The organism is Legionella nautarum, assembly GCF_001467895.1.
Lineage (GTDB): Bacteria > Pseudomonadota > Gammaproteobacteria > Legionellales > Legionellaceae > Tatlockia > Tatlockia nautarum.
On sequence record NZ_LNYO01000013.1, the window covers coordinates 539,060 to 559,342 of the forward strand.

The following is a 20,283-nucleotide window of genomic DNA, read 5'->3' on the forward strand; positions in this document are numbered from 1 at the left end:
TTTTCTACATATCTGATTTAATTATTCGAAGCCTCTAGAGGCTGCCCAGGTTATTGGCGGGCAAAAGAATTAGAATGCGAGTCACAAGCTTACGTTTTTAAAATCCTCCACCAATCTTATTGATTAGTGAAAAAGTGAGTTATTGGTAGTAAGCGAAATTGATTGTTTTAGGCCTGAAGAACATACAAAAACAGCCTCTCTGAACTAAATTTTGATAATAAAAATATCTATTCGCCTATTAATTTGCGCAATAAAAAACCAATAATAAAATTATTTCTGATGATATTCTATTCGCTTCTTTCCGGTGTTTAACATGCTGAAAATATACTATATTTAAACTGTTGATATTTTAATAGAGTTTTTATCAAGCTTTCATTATTTATTTGGGGAACTTGTTGGTTTAACAGGAGGATGTTTACTTGTTAATTGTTATCAATTTAAGTTCTTTGACCATCGGCGGGCATAATTAATCAAGGAGTGATTATGTTAAGTACCATTCTCATAATACTTTTAATTTTAGTTCTTATTGGGGGCCTCCCTAGATGGAGCTACAGTAAAAATTGGGGCTATGGTCCTAGTGGATTAATTGGTTTAATATTAGTAATATTACTCATTTTGATTTTGCTTGGAAGAGTTTAACTTGTATTGTCCTTCAGTATTTGATAGATAATGGACTGTTGTTTATACTATTTCCACCCTAAAGTGATTAATGAAAATATTTGCCAAAAAGCTCTAAAAATCCTTACAAGTAGAAAACCCATGAAGCTGCAGCTTTATGGGTTTTCTACTTGTGTTATGCGGATGTAGAGCGATTACTGTTTGGCATAGCTGTGCATTTTTTCTTGCAAGCCATTCCCCAACAAGCCCCTATACAACAAGATAATGCTCCAATGAAGAAAAGAATAAAGAGTAGCCAGGAGCTTCCTATTAAAGTGGTAGGGGTAATTTTTACCTTCGAGTGAGCTTCGGTAGGTTCATTCTTGGAAATAGTGTTGGTATTGGGTTTTATTTCGACTGGTTGAGATAATGCGTTTGTAATTTCTACATTAGGGGATAAGGCTTTGACATAAGAAGAGGTATAATGAGAAAAAGGAAGCCACATAATGGCGCTTAATACTAAAGCCATGCTCCAGGTTAGAAAGCCATAAATAATACCCCCGTGGCAATGATTGTAGTGAAACCGCCCCAAATAACCAGATACAAAGCCTGCAGCCACAAAAGCAGCAATGGTGCCTACCAGGAACCCAAGGAAACCTCCAATTGCAATGGTAGTAACACCAGCAGATGAAGAGTTATAAGCACTTAAACTGATTGCCATGCCATAAATCTGCAATAAGAAGCTCAATCCTAATCCAATAAATGCACCGGCAAAAACAGCAGACCAACAGATATGAGAAATAGATTTTGATTTTACTGCATCATATTGATTATCCATACTTAAGATCCTTTTAAAGATGAGAAAGCAGCCAGATTAAAACCAAAATACTAATTGGAATTCCTAATAACCATCCAATAATATAGCCCATGATCGTCCCCTTACTTTTTCTTTAAAAACAGAGAGGTCTTAAAAAAAAAGAAGAGCTTGCTCACTGGAGCAAGCTCTTTATAATTAATTTGAAACTTCACATGTAATTTTTGTGCAATCTCTGCAATTTTGCGCAGCTAAGCTAAATGCATTCGCTGCAGAGCTTTTATTGTTAGCCATATTGTTGTCAGCAGCTTTTTCAGTATCTGTGCTAGCGCTGCTTGCGTTTGTAGTGCAACTCCATTGAGGCTTATTAACATCGGTAGGCGCATTGGAGGATGAACTTGAAGCGAAACTTAAAGAGGTTAATAATCCTAAACCAATTCCAATAATTATTTTATTCATGATAAATTCCTTTTGGTAATGAGTTACTGATTTATCCTATTCCATAGGACCATTTATATTAAAGTACATATTCAGTAGAAAATCTAATTATTAGCTTCAAATTGTTTTTATATAATTAATAATCCTCCCAATTATCCATTCGTTGGGCCTGGTTAGTAAATTATTAACTAATAGTTGTTCTTGCTACGGAGCCTATACCAAGGTTCTTCTATCATAAGCCTCTATGCGATATATCATAGTTACTACTTAGTGGAAGATGCTGTGCTGTTAGTGGGTTAGTGACCCCATAATTGGGAAAAACTCGGTAAACGTAACTTATTGATTTAATGGTGGCTACGGGTGGACTCGAACCACCGACCTCAGCATTATGAGTGCCGCGCTCTAACCGGCTGAGCTACGTAGCCACAAGAGGTCGTGATTTTGTCGTTTAATGGGATTGATGTCAAGAGTACTAAGCTAATATTTTTTCAGAAAGTTTTTATTTTTCTTGTTCTTCTTAATATAGGTTTGGCTTTGGTTCAAAAAAATTAATAAATGTTGGGACAAGGCCCAACATTTAAGGAAGAGGAGGGTAATCTTACCCGGCTACAAATAACCGGCTTTGTTTACACAATTAATAAGTAGAGCGCGCCAATACCACGCAATACCTGAACTAACATCTGTTGTTTTTGCTGCTGAGCAACGGTCTGGAGTGATTTAACATTAGTCGTTTGTGTCTTGTTAGCTGCAATAATAATATCACCTGGCCTCAAACCAGCTCTCCAGCCGGCACTGTTCTCAGAAGCGCCTACTACCTGAACACCTACCACGTGACCATGTAAAGGAGAATCTTGCTCAAAATTCTTCAGCGCTAAACCATATAAGAAAGGATTACTCGCTTGCAGCTTTTGCTCATGTTTCTTAACATCAGTGACAGAAGCATTTAAGGTGATCTCTTTACCATCACGCTGCAATAGAATTTTAGCATCACTACCTACACGTAAAAGCCCAACGGTCGATTTGACCTGTGTTGCCTCTGTTATCTTAGTGTTATTGATTTGAGTAATGATATCTCCAGGTTTTAAACCTGCTTTCTCAGCCGGAGAGTCTTGATTGACTTGAGCAACAAGAGCGCCCTTGAAATCTTCCGAATAACCCATTGCTTGAGCTAATTCAGGAGTAAGATGTTGAACGAAAATACCCATTAATCCACGATGGATAGAACCATATTTAACTAATTGTTGGGCAACATCTTTTGCCATATTAATAGGAATTGCAAAGCCAATACCGATATTACCACCATAAGGAGAAATGATAGCCGTATTAATTCCAATGAGTTCACCGGCTGCGTTGACAAGAGCGCCTCCAGAATTTCCTGGGTTAATTGCTGCGTCAGTTTGAATAAAATTCTCAACGCCTTCGATATTTAAATCACTGCGTTTGGTAGCACTAATGATTCCGAAGGTTGCTGTTTGGCTATTACCAAAGCTGTTCAGTCCAAAAGGATTACCGATAGCGACCACAAAATCGCCTACCTCAGCTTTATCTGAATCGCCAATGGGAAGGCTTTTAAGATTTTTTGCATCGATTTTTAAGACTGCAATATCGGTTTCGCTATCACCGCCAATCAGTTTTGCCTTCAAACGACGACCATCATTTAAGGTAACAGTAATGAGGTTGGCATTACGAATAACGTGATCATTAGTGATGATCACACCATTTTGTGGGTCAACAATTACACCTGAACCTATGCTTTGAAATTTTCTCGCTTTTTCAGGTACTTGGGGTTGCGGTTGTGCTTGTGCTTGTTGATCTTGCGAATCGGCATCATCGTCTTCAGCATTTGCGTTTGAGTTAGGTAAAACACCTTGTACCGCTACATTGACGATAGCCGGCATCGCATTTTTTAACACCGGTGCAAGAGTAGGGGGTACTGCTGCATTTTCCATGGGTACTGCAGATGCTGCGAAAGACAGCATAGATAGCAATACAATTCTAATGAGAGTGTGGATTTTAAAAGCCATATTAGTTTTCCCCATTGATTTTGTTGAGCCAAATGAGAGTAGCCATTCTACCTGTTTGCGCCTCGCGGCGATAGGAATAAAAGGCATTTTCTTGCTCAAAAGTACATATTTTTGATTGATACACAGCTAAAATGCCTAGCGAGTTGAGAACTAACTCAGCTAGCAGTGACAAATTAGCAAGCCATTTTTCTCCTTTTGGCTGGAATCCTTTGGATGCAAAAGAATAACGATTTTGATAAGCATCCAACACCTCACCACCGACCTCATAACAGGATTGACAAATTGCAGGACCAATCCAGGCCATGAGTTGTTCAGGAGAACTTTGCATCTTATTCAGCGTATTTTCAATCACGCCATTAACTAAACCGCGCCAACCGGAGTGGATAGCCGCGATTTCAGTACCCTGCCTGTTACAGAGCATAATTGGTAAACAATCAGCCGTCATGATTACCAGTGGATGAGCCGTCGAACGAGTTACGGCAGCATCTGCTTTGCGATTTTGATCTTCTTCGACAACAACGCAGTGATTGGAGTGAATTTGTTCTAACCATTCAGGTTCTTTGGCAAGCTTGAGCCTAGCGACAAGATTTTGGCGATTGGCCTGTACTGCGATTTCATCATCACCTACATGAAGACCTAGGTTATTCGCATCATAAGGTGCTTGACTGAGACCAGGAGTTTTCATTGTTGTCAGGGCAGAGACATTAGGAGGCGCAGGCCAATTAGCATATAGGTTAGTCACTATGATTATCCAAAGCTTGTATAAGGGATTGGAAATCATCCGGCAAATTGGCTTCAAATGTCAATGTTTCTTCAGATTCCGGATGAGCAAAGGATAATCGCCAAGCATGCAAAGCTTGTCGTTGAAATTGTTTAAATAAATCTCTTAATTCCTCGGTCGCATCAACAGGAAAGCGCATTCTACCGCCATAAAGCGGATCGCCGACAACGGGATGATTGATATGCGCCATATGAACACGGATTTGATGTGTGCGACCAGTCATCAGTTGTACATTAAGAAGAGTAAAATCATGGTACTGTTTGCGAATCGTATATAAAGTGATTGCTTCTCTTCCTTGTGCGCAGACAGCCATTTTTAAACGATTTCTTGGATGCCTCCCATAAAAGGTATTGATTTCACCCCCAGAGATTAAATGACCTTGAACAAGCGTTAAATAGTTACGTTGTATTTCACGCGCTTGCATTTGGCGAATAAGATTGGTGTGGGCGGTTAAGGTTTTAGCAATCACCAGTAAACCTGTTGTGTCTTTATCCAATCTGTGGATGATTCCTGCCCGTGGCAAATGTTGTAGGCTAGGAGCATGATGAAGTAGGGCATTGACTAACGTGTGTTCACGATTACCTGCTCCTGGATGGACAACAAGGCCTGCAGGTTTATTGACCACTAAAACTTGCTCGTCTTCATAAATAATATTCAAGGGAATTGCTTCAGGAAGATACGAATCTCCAGAGTCGTTGAAATCTACCTTTAGTTCAATTTCTTCGCCACCCATTACCTTATCTTTGGGCTTAGCTGATCTATGATTGAAAGTGATAGCGCCTTCTTTTAGCCATGCACTTAGTTGGGAACGAGAGTAATCAGGAAATAATTGCGCGAGCACCACATCTAGCCTTTGGCCATGATATTCGCGCGGGATAATGATTTGTTTCGAAATAGTATCAGTCATATCAAGCTGTGATTAATTCATCCTCAGTTAATCTGCCACGCAGAGAATTAGGTAAGGATTCGTTAATATGAACCTCCACAAATTGGCCAATCAGCGAATGGGGACCATCAAAATTGACTACACGATTACATTCAGTACGACCGGATAATTGCTGTGAATTTTTTTTCGACTTACCCGTAACTAAAATTCGCTGAGTGCTGCCCACCATGGATTGGCTATAGCGAGAGGCTTGCAAAAGCAGTCTGTTTTGTAAAATTTGTAGTCTTTGCTTTTTTACCTCCATGGGTGTTTCATCAGGTAAATTAGCAGCAGGTGTTCCGGGGCGTGCACTATAAATGAAGCTGAACGAGGTATCAAAGCCCATTTCATGGACTAGATCCATAGTATCTTGAAAGTCTTGGTCAGTTTCGCCAGGAAATCCCACAATAATATCAGTTGAAAGACGAATATCCGGTCTTACTTTTCGCAATTTACGAATTTTAGATTTAAATTCCATTGCAGTATAACCACGTTTCATCATTGATAGAATTTTGTCTGAACCACTTTGTACTGGAAGATGAAGATGATTTGCTAGTTTAGGTACTTCAGCATAAGCGTTAATTAAATTATCGGAGAAAGCGAGTGGGTGGGAAGTCGTAAAACGAATGCGCCCTATATTGTCTATAGCTGCTAAATATTGGATTAATAAAGCCAGATCAGCAATATCGCCATTATTCATAGTACCGCGATAATCATTAACGTTTTGACCGAGAAGATTAATTTCGCGCACACCCTGAGCAGCCAATTGGAAACATTCAGCCAATACATCATCAAAAGGACGGCTTATTTCTTCACCGCGGGTATAGGGAACGACGCAATAGCTGCAATATTTACTACAACCTTCCATAATTGAGACAAAGGCAACCGGACCTTCAGCACGAGGCGCGGGTAGATGGTCAAATTTTTCAATTTCAGGAAAACTGATATCAACTACGGGTTTTTTTGTATCTAAACGCTCATTAAGTAAGGCTGGTAGGCGATGAAGCGTTTGTGGACCGAAGACAAGATCCACAAAAGGCGCACGTTTGATGATATCTGCACCTTCCTGACTCGCGACACAACCACCGACACCGATGACAACATTGGGGTTGTTCTTTTTAAAGTCACGCCATTGCCCTAGTTGCGAAAACACTTTTTCCTGTGCTTTTTCGCGAATGGAGCAAGTATTTAATAAGATGACATCTGCTTCCTCGACCTTGTCTGTCTTTTCTAAGCCATGAGATTGCAATAATACTTCAGCCATTTTGGATGAGTCGTATTCGTTCATCTGGCAGCCATTTGTTTTGATAAAGAGTTTTTTTGCCATAATTTTCTACTTCTAAAAATCAACAATTGTTTATTTAGGAACTAAGTTCATGTGAAAAAAAGTTGAGGCAAGGCCCAACATAGTCTTTTTAACTGAACTATTATTTTTTCATCCTTGCACACTTTGACAGTAAGTCTCTTGGATACGAGGTAAAATCAGTAAGGAAACCAAGATACCTAAAGGCAGTATAGCCAATGCGATATGATAAGCTTCCAGTGGGTATACCCGTACTTTGTCAATGACTTCACCTTTCCACATGGTATCCAAAATTAGGCCAACGAGAGGTTGGGCAAGCGCGATACCAACCATATTCATCATGTTCATAAAACTTAAGCCAGTGGCGACATAGCGTTTGTTACATAATTCTTTGGCAACTGCAAAAGCAGGAAGAAATGCGGCTGAGAAAATACCAAAGAAAAAAAGTAACAACTGCATTATCAAGCCAGATTCCAGTGGCGCATAAATAAAAAGCAAACTTGTTATTAGAGCACCAATACTAGCGATATACATCGGTGGCTTTCTAAGGCCAATACGGTTAGAGAAAATCCCCCATAACGGGCTAGCGATTGCCCAACCAACAAAAACTAGAGAAATATAGTTAGCTGCAGTTGCTTTTGCCAAATTCATTTTAAACATTAAAAAAGGTACACCCCATAAACCGCAGAATACCGGAGTAGACATGTACATTAATCCGCCGTAAACCGCAACCAGCCAGAGCTGTTTATTTTTTATTAAAGTAAAGAGACTGCTTAAAAGTGGTTCTTCCTCGATCTGATGAGTTTGATTAATCTTATTAGGAGCATCTTTAGCGATCAGAAGAATAAGAACGGCAAGAAAAAGACCGATGATTCCCATGATAATCATGCTTTGTCGCCAGCCTGTGGTATCTACTAGGAAAGCGAGGGGACCTTCTCCCCCAATAGCGCCAAGCATACCAATAGTGACCATCATCCCGGTAAGCAGAGCAAATCGTTGGGGAGGAAACCAATTAGCAGCAAGTTTCATAGAACCTACGGCAGCAAATGCTGAGCCAAAGCCAATCATCAGGCGTGCAATACAGGCCATAAAAAAACTATCAGTAAGTCCGAAAGCGATTGTACTAATGGCACAAATTGTGGTCGCTATAGTAAGCAAGCGATGGGGGCCGAAGCGATCCATTAAAACACCGCCGGGCAATTGCATGGCTGCGTAAGAATAAAAATAAATACCCGATAAGATTCCTAAAGTACGGCTGGTAACAGAAAAATCCCGCATCAACTCAGTACTCATGACAGAGGGGGACACTTGAAGCAAGCATTCATAAAAATAGAAAAGACATCCTAAACCCCATACTATCCAGGGTATCACTCCTTGGGAAGTCGATTGGGTTTTTGTCGAAGATTGCTCGCTGCTGTAACTCATTGACTTTAATGCTCCCTATTTTTATTTGTTCAGACTGTGTGTAAAAACGAATAGGAAAAAGTAAAATTTTAACATCTTGGCTACTAATTGTCTATTCTGTGTTCAAGGTACAGAGGAGAATATACGCTATTAAAAACAAGGAGGAAATAAGTCTAGGCAGTTTAAATCGTTTTTTTTCATTTAATTTCCAACATAGAACTTAGATAATACTTTATGCATTATTCAATGCCAAGCTATCCCCAATAGCTGTAAATAGGTGTATGATAAATCTTGACTTATTAAAAGATGACTTAGGTACTGGCTATTTAACAATAAAATTGGTTTCCCTTGCTAAGGAGATGATATGATTGTTGAGATTTTATCAAGAGTACAATTTGCTTGTAGCATTGGGTTTCATATCCTTTTTCCCACCTTCAACCTTGGCTTGGCCCTTTTTTTAGTCATCATGGAAGCGACCTGGTTAAAAACTCGCAACCCTGTTTATCAAACAATTTGTAAGTTTTGGACTAAAATTTTTGCACTTACGTTTGGAATGGGGGTAGTGTCGGGCATCGTGTTGGCCTATCAAATAGGTACCAATTTTGGTCCTTTCATCGCTCAATTTGGTAATGTGCTCGGCGCCTTATTCGCATATGAAACTTTAACGGCGTTCTTTTTAGAAGCAGGATTTCTCGGAATCATGCTTTTTGGCTGGAAACGTGTCCCGCCAACATTACATTTTACCGCAACTGTTTTAGTAACAATTGGCACAACGATTTCAGCTTTTTGGATACTTGCAGCCAATTCTTGGATGCAAACCCCGAGTGGTTATGATCTTGTGAACGGGCGTTACCTTGTTGCAGATTGGTGGGATGTTGTTTTTAATCCCTCTTTTATTCCCCGTTTTCTTCATATGGTTTTAGCCTCTTATACAACAACCGCCTTTGTTGTTGCTGCTGTTGCAAGTTATTTTTTACTGAAAAATAAACAAGTTAAAGTCGCAATGACTTGTTTATCCTTTGCTATGTGGGCTGCTTTGTTCCTCGTTCCTTTACAGATTTTCATGGGGGATACGGTTGGTTTGCTGGTCAACAAATATCAACCTCTTAAAACTGCTGCAATAGAAGCTAACTGGACAACTCAAAAAGGTGCACCTTTAGTGTTGTTTGCCTGGCCTTCTCAAGAAAAACAAAAAAATGAATATGAAATATCTATTCCCAAATTGGCGAGTTTAGTCAATACGCATAAATGGGATGGTGAATTATTAGGTTTAAACTCCGTAGCTAAAGACGACCAGCCTCGTGTGGCACCTGTGTTTTTTTCGTTCAGAATTATGGTGGGGATTGGCTTATTAATGCTAACCGTTGCATTGCTTGCTCTGTTCCTGCGTATGAGAAAAGCGCTTTATTCCTCACGAATTTTCCACCAATTATGCCTGGCGATGGCCCCCTTAGGATTTGTTGCCACCATTGCTGGATGGTTGACCGCTGAAATAGGTCGGCAGCCTTGGGTAGTATATAACCTTATGAAAACAAAAGAAGCAGTCTCTGCTGTGGGTATGGAAGAGGTGATTATTTCCATGGTGTTACTTGCCTTAGCTTATGGCGTCGTATTTAGTTTTTATTTGTATTATCTCTTTAAATTAATTCGTCTTGGTCCTTTAGAGCTTGATAAGCATGATATTGAGCATCATCTATTCCAATATATGACTACTGATGAGGGAGAACACTAATGCTTCCGTTAATATTTGCTGGTCTTTTAGCTTTTATTGTCCTCATGTATGTTGTTCTTGATGGTTTTGATTTAGGAATCGGCATTTTGTTTCCTTTTACAGGGAGCGAGAGAGAGCGTGATCGTATGATGAATTCTGTCGCTCCAGTCTGGGATGGTAATGAAACATGGCTAGTCTTTGGGGGAGCGATGCTCTATGGTGCTTTTCCCTTGATTTACGGCTTATTATTACCCATTCTCTACATGCCTATCATGTTAATGTTAACGGCATTAATTTTTCGTGGTGTCAGTTTTGAGTTTCGCTTTAAAGCCGAGACTTCGAAAACCTTGTGGAATTGGCTATTTTCAATTAGCTCAGTGGCTGCGGCTTTCTTTCAGGGAGTTATCTTAGGTTGTTTCGTGAAAGGTTTTGCAATTAATGAAGTTTCTTTAACCATTAATGATACGAATTGGTTAAGCCCCTTTAGTTTTCTTACTGGTATCGCGTTAGTCTGTGGTTATGGGTTGCTTGGGGCAACTTGGATGATCATCAAATCAGAGGGGCGTCTGCAGCGAAAAATGGTGCATTATGCGAAAGGTTTGCTTGTTTTAGTGAGTTTATTTTTGGTGTTTGTCAGTATTTGGACTCCCTTGCACAGCACAGAAATATTTAATCGCTGGTATAGTTTTCCGAATGTATTATTACTCTCTCCCTTACCACTTATTACTGCAGTCATGGTTTTTTTAACGTGGAGAAGTTTAGAAAAGGGAGATGAGCTTAAGCCCTTTATTTTTAGCATTATTATCTTTTTGTGTTCCTATTGTGGAATTGCCATCAGTGTTTATCCTTATCTAATTCCACATAAAATTACTTTATGGGAAGGTGCGGCACCTAATTCTACGTTGATTTTTATTTTAGTCGGTGTGGCAATTATGTTGCCTGTTTTACTTGCTTATACAATGTACGCCTATCATCTTTTCCGAGGTAAAACAGAGGGTGAAGGTTACCATTAATAGAATACGCACCGACTGCTGATAGTTAATGTAGCCAAGGGAATGATCACTTAACTTAATGGCAGTAAGCCTCTAGTTAAATGTGTCTGTTTTGTGGTATATAGCATTTTTTAAATTACGATCCAATTTTCACGTTAGGATGTTGAGGTTATGCAGACCGGAGCGGTTTTTTATACCATTTTTTTAATTTTTGCTGGAGCAGCTATTTTCTCTACTTTGGTGCTTTACACCAAACAATCGCTGCTGGTTGCATATATTCTTTTGGGAGCAGCTTTAGGTCCCTGGGGATTAAAACTCGTTGCCGACGTCGAAGTGGTTCAGCAGGTAGGGGATATTGGTATTGTGTTCCTACTGTTTTTATTAGGTCTGCACTTACAACCACAAAACCTAGTGCATATGTTAAGAAAAATTACTTGGATTGCGGTTGTCAGTTCCATTTTATTTGCTGTTATTGCTTATTTGATTGGGCGCTGGTTTGGTCTCGATGTGACAGAATCGTGGATTTTGGGTGCGGCGATGATGTTTTCGAGCACTATTATCGGACTTAAACTATTACCCACAACGATCCTGCATCATCAACATACCGGTGAGGTGATGATCAGTGTTCTGTTGATGCAAGATGTTATTGCGATTATCGTTTTGATCCTTATTAATGGCGCGCAGCAGAGTCACGGATTTTCCTGGAATGACCTTATACTAGTTGGCATTGCTTTACCTTCTCTGACTCTTTTTGCTTTCGCTGTCGAGCGATATATACTCGTCAAATTACTAGCTCGCTTTGATAGGACACAAGAGTATGTCTTTCTTCTCTCGATTGGCTGGTGTTTAGGCATGTCATTTTTAGCGAAAAAGCTTGGATTATCTGAAGATATCGGCGCGTTTGTAGCTGGTGTTGCGTTAGCTGCCAGTCCAATTTCTCTTTATATCGCTGAAAGTTTAAAACCCTTGCGTGACTTCTTCTTAGTGATGTTTTTCTTTTCAATCGGCGCTACTTTTAATTTTGGATTTGCGGCCCAGGTGGTTATACCTGCGTGTATCTTATCTTTTTTAATGTTATTAGTTAAACCTCTACTATTTAGATTCTTACTCATTCGTGCAGGTGAAAAAAAGCCTGTGGCCAAAGAAGTGGGATTTCGCTTAGGGCAAGCAAGTGAATTTTCTCTTTTGGTAGCAAGTATAGCGATGAGTACTCAATTAATTTCCGAGGTTGCATCAAATTTAATTCAAGCAACAACCATTTTAACTTTTATCGTCTCATCTTATTTAGTAGTGTTAAAGTATCCAACACCAATCGCCTTGTCTGACAAAATGCGTAAGGATTAAAAATGAAACTGCTTGTTATTCTTTTAAGCTTATTAAGTGAAAGGTATTTAGTTCATGCAGTATCGCATCTGCGCTTTAATTGGTTTCCTGCTTATTTTAATACCCTCTATCAGCGGCTTCCAAAATCCCATCAACTCTTAAATCAGACATTAATTCTACTGGCTGCTGTCTTACCGATAGCTATTATCTGTGCTTTACTTCTTTATATTTTTAACCATGTTTTATTTGGATTTATTGGCTTTTTGCTGAACCTAGTTATTTTTTATTATTGTATAGGCCCCGAAAATCCCTTTTATCCAGTCAGAGAAGATACGGATGCAGAGCATAGTGAGCTTGTTGTTGGCGATTATTTTGCGAAAGCCAATGGTCAATTATTTGCAGTTATTTTTTGGTATATAATATTTGGTGCGTTGGGTGCTCTCGTTTATCGTTTGATTTCTCTATGCCGTATGCATGGTGCAACTGCTCAATTAGCCACTCAGATAACAAATATACTTGATTGGATTCCAGCTCGAATTACTGTAATTCTTTATTTATTAGTAGGGAATTTTCAACGGGGCTTGCATTTCTTCATGCAAAAATTTCTATCTTCCCCTGAAAATAATGATATTTTTTTGAGTGAAGGCGGATTATTAGCTGCACGTACGACAGAGGCAGAGCCAGTGCAAATGTCCTACGCTGAAAGTTTAGTAGAACATGCAGTGATTGTTTATTTGGTTTTTATCGCGTTATTTACTTTAGGTGCTTTATTATAGCCACTTTATGCAAAAACGGGCGGGAATCCATGTTAGATAACTTGCTTATTGGTAAGAGTACCTGGAAAGCAGGTTAAATGTTGATTATAGTAAAACAATCGCAGATCATCCTTATTTATAATATAAGAGCTAATCATGATGAATTTCGTAGCCCGAGTAATATGCCCCCTGGGTATTGTATGCTTTAGTTGCTTATTTTTTATCTCAGGATGTATGCATCGGATGAATCCCTCGTGCACAGCAACCTGCGAAACTAGATATCAAACTTGTAATAAAGTATGTCGTAATACTTGCTCACAATGTACGGCTGCGGCAGGGCAATCGCGGGATAGGCATTATGATTACTATATCAATGAACAATATGTAAAGGGTGGAATGATTGCGCTTCAGTTGAATTCCTTCCGCGATCCACTACAATGCCGCAAAGTAACTTGTAGTTGTCAGGAAGATTATCGAATTTGCCAACAATCATGCGGGAGTGGTGGTAGCGGCGTAGTTAAGAAATATTTGGAATATGCCCCACTATGTAGTTAAGAGTTGTTTAGAAAATGAATTTCAAAGCAAACTCATAAGAGTTTTAGAGGAACAAATTCATGACAGATGAAAATACTACCGATATTGATCCAGTAGAAACACGAGAATGGCTTGACGCACTACAGTCTGTACTCGAAAGCGATGGCAATGAACGGGCAGCTTTTCTTATTCAAGAAATAATTAATAAGGCAAATACGGAAGGTGTTAAGCTGAAGAGCTCTACCAATACGCCTTATCGCAATACCATAAAAAACTATGAGGAAAAGCAACTTCCTCCTGATGAGGGCCTTGGTAGACGGATTAACGCCTTGCTTCGTTGGAATGCAGTCGCCATGGTTTTGCGTGCGGGAAAATATGCACCTGAACTTGGTGGACATATCGCTTCTTATGCCTCAGCTTTGACTTTATATGAAACAGGATTTAATTATTTTTTCAAAGGACCCAATGGTCCACATGGTGGGGATCTTGTTTATATTCAAGGCCATTCTGCACCAGGTATTTATGCTCGCGCTTTTCTTGAAGGTCGTTTATCTGAGCAACAGTTAAATAATTTTAGACAAGAAGTTGAGGTTGACGGTTTATCCTCTTATCCACATCCTTGGTTAATGCATGATTTTTGGCAATTTCCTACCGTATCAATGGGATTGGGTCCGCTGCAAGCCATTTACCAAGCACGATTTCTTAAATACCTTGAAAATCGTGGTTTAATCGAAGCTGAGGGGCGTAAAGTTTGGGCTTTCCTTGGTGATGGTGAAATGGATGAACCTGAATCAGTGGGTGCTTTATCCATCGCAGCGCGTGAAAAATTGGATAATTTAATTTTCGTAGTAAATTGTAATTTACAACGACTCGATGGACCTGTGCGCGGAAATGGCAAAATTATTCAAGAGCTAGAAGGCTTATTCCGAGGCGCAGGCTGGAACGTAATTAAAGTGATTTGGGGCAGCCGTTGGGATCCTCTTTTTGCTCGGGATCAAAATGGTCTAATGCAAAAACGCATGCAAGAATGTGTTGATGGAGACTATCAAGCTTACAAAGCAAATGATGGTGCCTACGTGCGTGAACATTTTTTCGGCCAATACCCTGAATTGAAGAAAATGGTAGAGAATATGTCAGATGATGAAATCTGGCGATTAAACCGTGGCGGCCATGATCCTCAAAAAGTTTATGCAGCCTATGCTCAAGCGATTGAGCATAAAGGAAGCCCTACTATCATCCTTGCCAAAACAATTAAAGGTTATGGTATGGGTGCTGCGGGTGAGGGACAAAATATTACTCACCAGCAAAAGAAAATGACAATCGAACAGTTACGCGCGTTCCGTGATCGCTTTAGTATTCCAGTTAGCGATGACAAAATTACAGAAATACCTTTCTATCGTCCCGATAACGATAGCCCGGAAATTCGCTTTATACAAAAACAACGCGAAGCCTTGGGCGGTTATTTACCAGAGCGCAATACGAAGTTCACTCCGATGAAGGTGCCTGATTTGTCCGCTTTTTCTGCGGTCACTAAAAGTTCAGGCGATCGCGAAATTTCCACCACTATGGCTTTTGTGCGCATACTCTCAGTTTTGTTGAAAGATAAAGAATTGGGGCAGAGAATTGTTCCAATCGTGCCTGATGAATGCCGTACATTTGGTATGGAAGGTTTGTTCCGTCAAATTGGTATTTATTCGCCAGTGGGGCAATTGTATACCCCGGTTGATCATGAGCAAGTGATGTATTATCGGGAAGCCAAAGACGGTCAGATTCTTGAAGAGGGCATTAATGAAGCTGGCGCATTTTGTTCTTGGATAGCTGCAGCCACTTCTTATAGTTCCAATAAATTAGCGATGATTCCTTTCTATATTTATTATTCGATGTTCGGTTTTCAGCGTGTCGGTGATTTAGCGTGGGCTGCTGGCGATATGCAGGCACGCGGTTTCTTGTTGGGAGGAACGGCTGGTCGTACTACCTTGGCAGGAGAAGGATTACAGCATCAAGATGGACATAGCCATCTTATGGCCTCAACTATTCCAAATTGCAAAGCTTACGATCCTACCTATGCCTATGAACTTGCTGTCATTATTCAAGATGGTTTGCGTCGTATGTATGAAAAGCAAGAAAATATGTTTTATTACATCACTGTAATGAACGAAAACTATACCCATCCTGATATGCCAGAAGGTGTGGAGGAGGGCATCATCAAGGGGATGTATCTTTTACAAGAAAAGAAAAAGAAATCCAAAAAACATGTTCAATTACTAGGAAGTGGAACTATTTTACGTGAAGCCATCGAAGCGGCAAGAATGCTTGAAGATGATTATAAAGTAACTGCTGATATCTGGAGTGTTACCAGCTTTACTGAATTAAGGCGAGATGGTTTATCGGCAGAGCGCCACAATCGTATGCATCCTGAAGCTAAGCCACGTCAAGCTTATGTCACTGAACTTCTAGCTGATCGTAAAGGACCTATTATCGCAGCAACTGATTATATGCGGCTGTATGCAGATCAAATTAGGCCTTTTATTTCAGCTCCATTCACTACCTTAGGTACTGATGGTTATGGACGCAGCGATACGCGTAAACAATTACGTCATTTCTTTGAAGTGGATGCGAAGTTTATTGCTTTAGCGGCTTTAGAAGCTTTAGTACGACAAGGTGAAATGCCTAAATCAACGCTCACTGATGCGATGAAGCGTTACAAGATTAACAGTGAAAAAGTAGATCCTGTGAGTCACTGATTAATTAGAGGGACCAGGGATAAGACCCTTAGTTTCTGGCTAAGGCTTATCTAGTTAATTAAATCCCGTTCGGACTGAGGAGGACTTTACGTCGTCTCGCAGTCCCATTTTAGGATTTGGCAAGGTTTCTAGACGGGCCTTGGGGCTTCAGCCCGAACGGTGTTAGATAATAAATAGAAAAAATGATACTAGATTAAGGTGTTGAGACCTCTTACGATTATTTAAGACACTGCAATGTGAGTCCATTGCAGGTTACCTGTTTGCTGAGGATAAATATGGCTGATGAGATTAAAATTAAAATCCCTGATATTGGTGGCGCGACCGATGTTGATGTTATTGAAATTATGGTTAAGCCCGGGGATGAAATAAAAAAAGATGCTTCCTTGCTTACTCTTGAATCCGATAAAGCAAGCATGGAAATTCCCTCACCTCAAGCGGGTAAAGTGAGCTCTGTAAAATTGAAGGTAGGTGATAAAGTTTCTGAAGGTGATGTTATTTTAACTTTAGCTGCAGAGAAGTCAGAGGCAGAAACAATCCCTACAAAGGCGGCTGAAGAGAAAAAAGCGGAAAAAGAACCTGAGAAAAAAACAGCGAAGGAATCAGAAAAACCCGTTGAAAAAAGTGATGGAGCTCAACAACGGCTCGAAGTACTTATTCCCGATATAGGTGGGGCAACCGATGTTGATGTCATCGACCTTATGGTAAGTGTTGGGCAGGCAATTGACAAAGATCAAGCACTGATCACACTTGAAGGCGATAAAGCAACTATGGATATCCCCGCTCCAGCAGCAGGGGTTATTAAAGAAATTTTGGTGAAGGTTGGTGATAAGGTTTCAGAAAACAGCCCCATTTTAATTCTCGAATCGGAAGAAGAAATTAGTGGGAAACCTGCTAAGCCAACCCCAGAGCAAGCTGCCCAAGAAGAAAAACCAGTCAGTCAAGAGCCTGTATCGACAACCCCAGCCGTTGAAAGTGTAGCAGGTGCTCAAGTTTCTGCTGGTCCTGCTGTCCGACGTATAGCCCGTGAATTCGGTGTTAATTTATCGGAGGTGAAGGGTACAGGCCGTAAATCAAGAATAACCAAAGAAGATGTTCAACTTTATGTAAAAACCAAACTTAGTGAGAAGCAAGTTGGTGGTGGATTTTCATTGCCCACAGCGCCTACTATTGATTTTAGTAAATTTGGTGAAATAGAAGTTAAACCTTTAAATAAAATCAAACGGTTAACTGGGGTGAATGTCCATCGATCTTGGATCACTATTCCCCATGTCACTCAATTTGATGAAGCAGATATTACAGAATTAGAGGCGTTTAGAAAATCTGAAACTGAGAGCGCTAAACAGGCTGGTTATAAGTTAACCATTCTAGCTTTTGTGACCAAGGTAGTCGCAAAAGCATTAGCTGTTTACCCTCAGTTCAATGCTTCTTTGGATTCCTCTGGAGAAAATCTAGTTTATAAGCAGTATTACCATGTAGGTATAGCAGTTGAAACGCCGAATGGTTTAGTTGTTCCCGTTATAAAGAATGTGGATCAATTATCTGTAGGCGATATAGCGCTTGAGATGGCAAGGTTGAGCGCCAAAGCACGTGAAAAAGGATTGATGCCGGCTGATATGGCTGGTGGCTGTTTTACCATATCGAGTTTAGGTGGGATTGGTGGTACCGCGTTTACGCCAATTGTAAATAGTCCAGAAGTGGCGATTCTTGGGCTCTCACGCTCAAGTATGAAACCTGTCTATGAGCAAGGCGAATTTAAGCCGCGCTTAATGTTACCTTTATCACTTTCTTATGATCATCGAGTCATTGATGGTGCAGAAGCTGCTCGCTTCGCGCGATTTATTAGTGAGTCGCTGAGTGATATACGACGAATATTATTGTGAAGGATATTAGGCTTAAGCCCCTTGAGAGGGTTGCTTAGGCATTCTGTAAGTTGAGCTTAGTAATTTAATGAGGCATGTAATGACTGGAAATATTAAAACTGAAGTAGTGGTCTTAGGTAGTGGTCCTGGTGGTTACTCTGCAGCATTTCGCGCTGCAGATTTGGGCAAAAAAGTCGTACTAGTAGAGCGTTATGATTCATTGGGCGGTGTTTGCTTAAATGTTGGCTGTATTCCTTCAAAAGCCTTGTTACATATCGCTAAGGTTATTGATGAAGCTCATGAAATGGCTGATCAAGGCGTTAGTTTTGCTAAGCCAAAATTAGATAGTAAAAAAATCGTTGCCTGGAAAAACTCTGTCGTTGGCAAACTGACTGGCGGTTTAAAAATTTTAGCTAAACAGCGAAAAGTGGAGGTAGTCACAGGTGTTGGCAAGTTTTCAGGAACACATCAGGTGACAGTCCAAGGAAAAGAGGGAATAACTACTATCGATTTCGACAATGCTATTGTTGCAGTGGGCAGTGAATCAATTCATTTGCCGTTTATTCCAGAAGATCCACGTATTTTTACCTCAACAGGTGCATTGGAGTTAGCCGACATCAAGGGCAGTTTAATGGTCTTAGGTGGTGGAATTATCGGCTTAGAAATGGCCACGGTTTATTCAGCTTTGGGTGTTGAAGTGACTGTTGTTGAGTTTATGGATCAACTTATTCCAGGAGCAGATGCTGATTTGGTCAATGTCTTACAAAAGAGAATGACTAAACAAGGGGTAAAATTCCTATTAAAGACCAAAGTGACTGCTATGGAAGCTAAAAAAGATGGCATTTATATCTCAATGGAAGGCGAACATGCTACGGACAAGCCTACCTGTTTCCAACAAGTGTTGTACTGCGTAGGTAGAAAGGCAAATGGTGGCGCAATTGACGCAGAGAAGGCTGGTATTAAAGTTGATGAGCGTGGTTTTATTAAAGTTGATAAGCAATTGAGAACCAATGTTCCTCACATCTATGCTATTGGAGATGTCATTGGTCAACCCATGCTAGCGCATAAAGCGATTCCTGAGGGTCGTCTTGCAGCAGAAGTGATAGCCGGTAAAAAACACTATTTTGAACCTAAATGTATTCCATCTGTTGCCTATACTGATCCAGAAATTGCTTGGACGGGTTTGACTGAAAAAGAAGCAAAAGAAAAGGGAATTAGTTATGAAAAATCAGTCTTCCCTTGGATTGCAAGCGGACGTGCTTTAAGCATGGGACGGGAAGAGGGGATGACGAAACTTCTTTTTGATCCAAAAAGCAAACGTATCCTTGGCGCAGGTATTGTAGGAGTGAATGCAGGTGATTTAATCACGGAAGCTTCCTTAGCAATCGAAATGGAATGCGATGTTGAAGATATTGCTTTAACTATTCATCCGCATCCAACCCTATCTGAACCCATAGGCTTAGCTGCAGAGATTTTCGAAGGTACAATCACTGATCTATATATGCCTAAAAAGAAAAAAGAATAAACTTTCCTAATAGGTAATCAAATAGGTTGGGAGTAGTCCTGGTTGCAAGCAACCAGGCTATGCGCAGTAGTTAGTAGGAGAATTTGAGACCAAATGTTGCCTAAAATACGCCCAATGTTGCAGAATGATATCGATCAAGTGTATGAGATTGAAAAATCAACACATCGTGCCCCGTGGGGACGAGATATTTTAAGCGATTGTGTATTAGTAGGTTATGATTGTCGTGTCTTAGAGTTAACTAGCAATAACAGCAGCAAAATTATTGGCTATATTATCAGTCGCTACAGCTTTAATGTTTGTCATATTTTAAATTTGTGCGTTAGCCTTGCTCAACAAGGTAAGGGCTATGGTCAATTGCTTTTGAAATCAGTACTTGATCCACTAAGTAATAATAAAGCGATCAACACGGTGATTCTGGAGGTACGCCCCAGTAACAACGCGGCGATTGCTTTATATGAAAAGTTTGGTTTTAAGCAAGATTCCATTAAGAAGGGCTATTACAATGATGGTGAAAAACTAGAAGACGCAATTTTGCTGAAGAAAATGCTTTGAAT

The 20,283-nt window shown here is 40.1% G+C and carries 16 protein-coding genes and 1 tRNA gene; 9 read left to right on the forward strand and 8 right to left on the reverse strand.

Going from position 1 to position 20,283, the window contains the following annotated elements; genetic code table 11:
* The first annotated feature begins 483 nt into the window (after positions 1–483).
* The gene (locus Lnau_RS15980) at positions 484–639 is read left to right on the forward strand and encodes a DUF3309 family protein (RefSeq protein WP_065240250.1); all 156 of its coding nucleotides are present in this window, start codon (positions 484–486) and stop codon (positions 637–639) included.
* Between the two features lie 154 nt (positions 640–793).
* On the opposite strand, the gene Lnau_RS05805 is transcribed toward Lnau_RS15980, so the two are convergent.
* The 8 genes from Lnau_RS05805 to Lnau_RS05840 form a co-directional block, all read right to left on the reverse strand.
* Entirely contained in the window at positions 794–1,435 is a 642-nt protein-coding gene (locus Lnau_RS05805) for a hypothetical protein (protein WP_058504194.1), read from the reverse strand.
* Between the two features lie 174 nt (positions 1,436–1,609).
* On the reverse strand, positions 1,610–1,870 hold the full coding sequence (locus Lnau_RS05810) for a hypothetical protein (protein ID WP_058504195.1): 261 nt from the start codon (positions 1,868–1,870) through the stop codon (positions 1,610–1,612).
* Positions 1,871–2,197: 327 nt separating this feature from the next.
* Positions 2,198–2,274, reverse strand: a tRNA-Met gene (locus tag Lnau_RS05815).
* A 201-nt stretch (positions 2,275–2,475) separates the two neighbouring features.
* Positions 2,476–3,828, reverse strand: a complete 1,353-nt coding sequence (locus Lnau_RS05820) for a Do family serine endopeptidase (RefSeq protein WP_238585951.1) — start codon at positions 3,826–3,828, stop codon at positions 2,476–2,478.
* A gap of 46 nt (positions 3,829–3,874) precedes the next feature.
* Complete coding sequence (gene pgeF / locus Lnau_RS05825) at positions 3,875–4,615, reverse strand: peptidoglycan editing factor PgeF (RefSeq protein WP_058504197.1); 741 nt, start codon at positions 4,613–4,615, stop codon at positions 3,875–3,877.
* A complete protein-coding gene (rluD, locus tag Lnau_RS05830; RefSeq protein ID WP_058504198.1) occupies positions 4,608–5,561 on the reverse strand; it encodes a 23S rRNA pseudouridine(1911/1915/1917) synthase RluD in 954 nt (317 codons plus the stop codon). The genes pgeF and rluD overlap by 8 nt, the downstream gene beginning before the upstream one ends.
* A gap of 1 nt (position 5,562) precedes the next feature.
* The gene (gene miaB, locus Lnau_RS05835; RefSeq protein ID WP_058504199.1) at positions 5,563–6,906 is read right to left on the reverse strand and encodes a tRNA (N6-isopentenyl adenosine(37)-C2)-methylthiotransferase MiaB; all 1,344 of its coding nucleotides are present in this window, start codon (positions 6,904–6,906) and stop codon (positions 5,563–5,565) included.
* Positions 6,907–7,014: 108 nt separating this feature from the next.
* Complete coding sequence (locus Lnau_RS05840; protein ID WP_058504200.1) at positions 7,015–8,307, reverse strand: MFS transporter; 1,293 nt, start codon at positions 8,305–8,307, stop codon at positions 7,015–7,017.
* Positions 8,308–8,650: 343 nt separating this feature from the next.
* On the opposite strand from Lnau_RS05840, the gene Lnau_RS05845 reads away from it, so the two are divergent.
* The 8 genes from Lnau_RS05845 to rimI all read left to right on the forward strand — a co-directional run bounded on the left by Lnau_RS05845 (position 8,651) and on the right by rimI (position 20,281).
* A complete protein-coding gene (locus tag Lnau_RS05845) occupies positions 8,651–10,018 on the forward strand; it encodes a cytochrome ubiquinol oxidase subunit I (RefSeq protein WP_058504201.1) in 1,368 nt (455 codons plus the stop codon).
* Positions 10,018–11,010 carry a cytochrome d ubiquinol oxidase subunit II gene (cydB, locus tag Lnau_RS05850; protein ID WP_058504202.1) on the forward strand — a complete coding sequence of 331 codons (993 nt, stop codon included), beginning with the start codon at positions 10,018–10,020 and terminating at the stop codon, positions 11,008–11,010. The genes Lnau_RS05845 and cydB overlap by 1 nt, the downstream gene beginning before the upstream one ends.
* Positions 11,011–11,160: 150 nt before the next feature.
* Positions 11,161–12,333, forward strand: coding sequence for a cation:proton antiporter (locus Lnau_RS05855; RefSeq protein WP_058504203.1), 1,173 nt, complete (start codon positions 11,161–11,163; stop codon positions 12,331–12,333).
* A 2-nt stretch (positions 12,334–12,335) separates the two neighbouring features.
* Positions 12,336–13,088 carry a regulatory signaling modulator protein AmpE gene (gene ampE / locus Lnau_RS05860; RefSeq protein WP_058504204.1) on the forward strand — a complete coding sequence of 251 codons (753 nt, stop codon included), beginning with the start codon at positions 12,336–12,338 and terminating at the stop codon, positions 13,086–13,088.
* Positions 13,089–13,681: 593 nt separating this feature from the next.
* Positions 13,682–16,345, forward strand: coding sequence for a pyruvate dehydrogenase (acetyl-transferring), homodimeric type (aceE, locus tag Lnau_RS05865; RefSeq protein ID WP_058504205.1), 2,664 nt, complete (start codon positions 13,682–13,684; stop codon positions 16,343–16,345).
* Between the two features lie 275 nt (positions 16,346–16,620).
* Positions 16,621–18,225, forward strand: coding sequence for a dihydrolipoyllysine-residue acetyltransferase (gene aceF, locus Lnau_RS05870; protein WP_058504206.1), 1,605 nt, complete (start codon positions 16,621–16,623; stop codon positions 18,223–18,225).
* A gap of 79 nt (positions 18,226–18,304) precedes the next feature.
* The gene (gene lpdA, locus Lnau_RS05875) at positions 18,305–19,729 is read left to right on the forward strand and encodes a dihydrolipoyl dehydrogenase (RefSeq protein WP_058504207.1); all 1,425 of its coding nucleotides are present in this window, start codon (positions 18,305–18,307) and stop codon (positions 19,727–19,729) included.
* 93 nt (positions 19,730–19,822) lie between these two features.
* Entirely contained in the window at positions 19,823–20,281 is a 459-nt protein-coding gene (rimI, locus tag Lnau_RS05880) for a ribosomal protein S18-alanine N-acetyltransferase (RefSeq protein ID WP_058504208.1), read from the forward strand.
* The last annotated feature ends 2 nt before the right edge of the window (positions 20,282–20,283 follow it).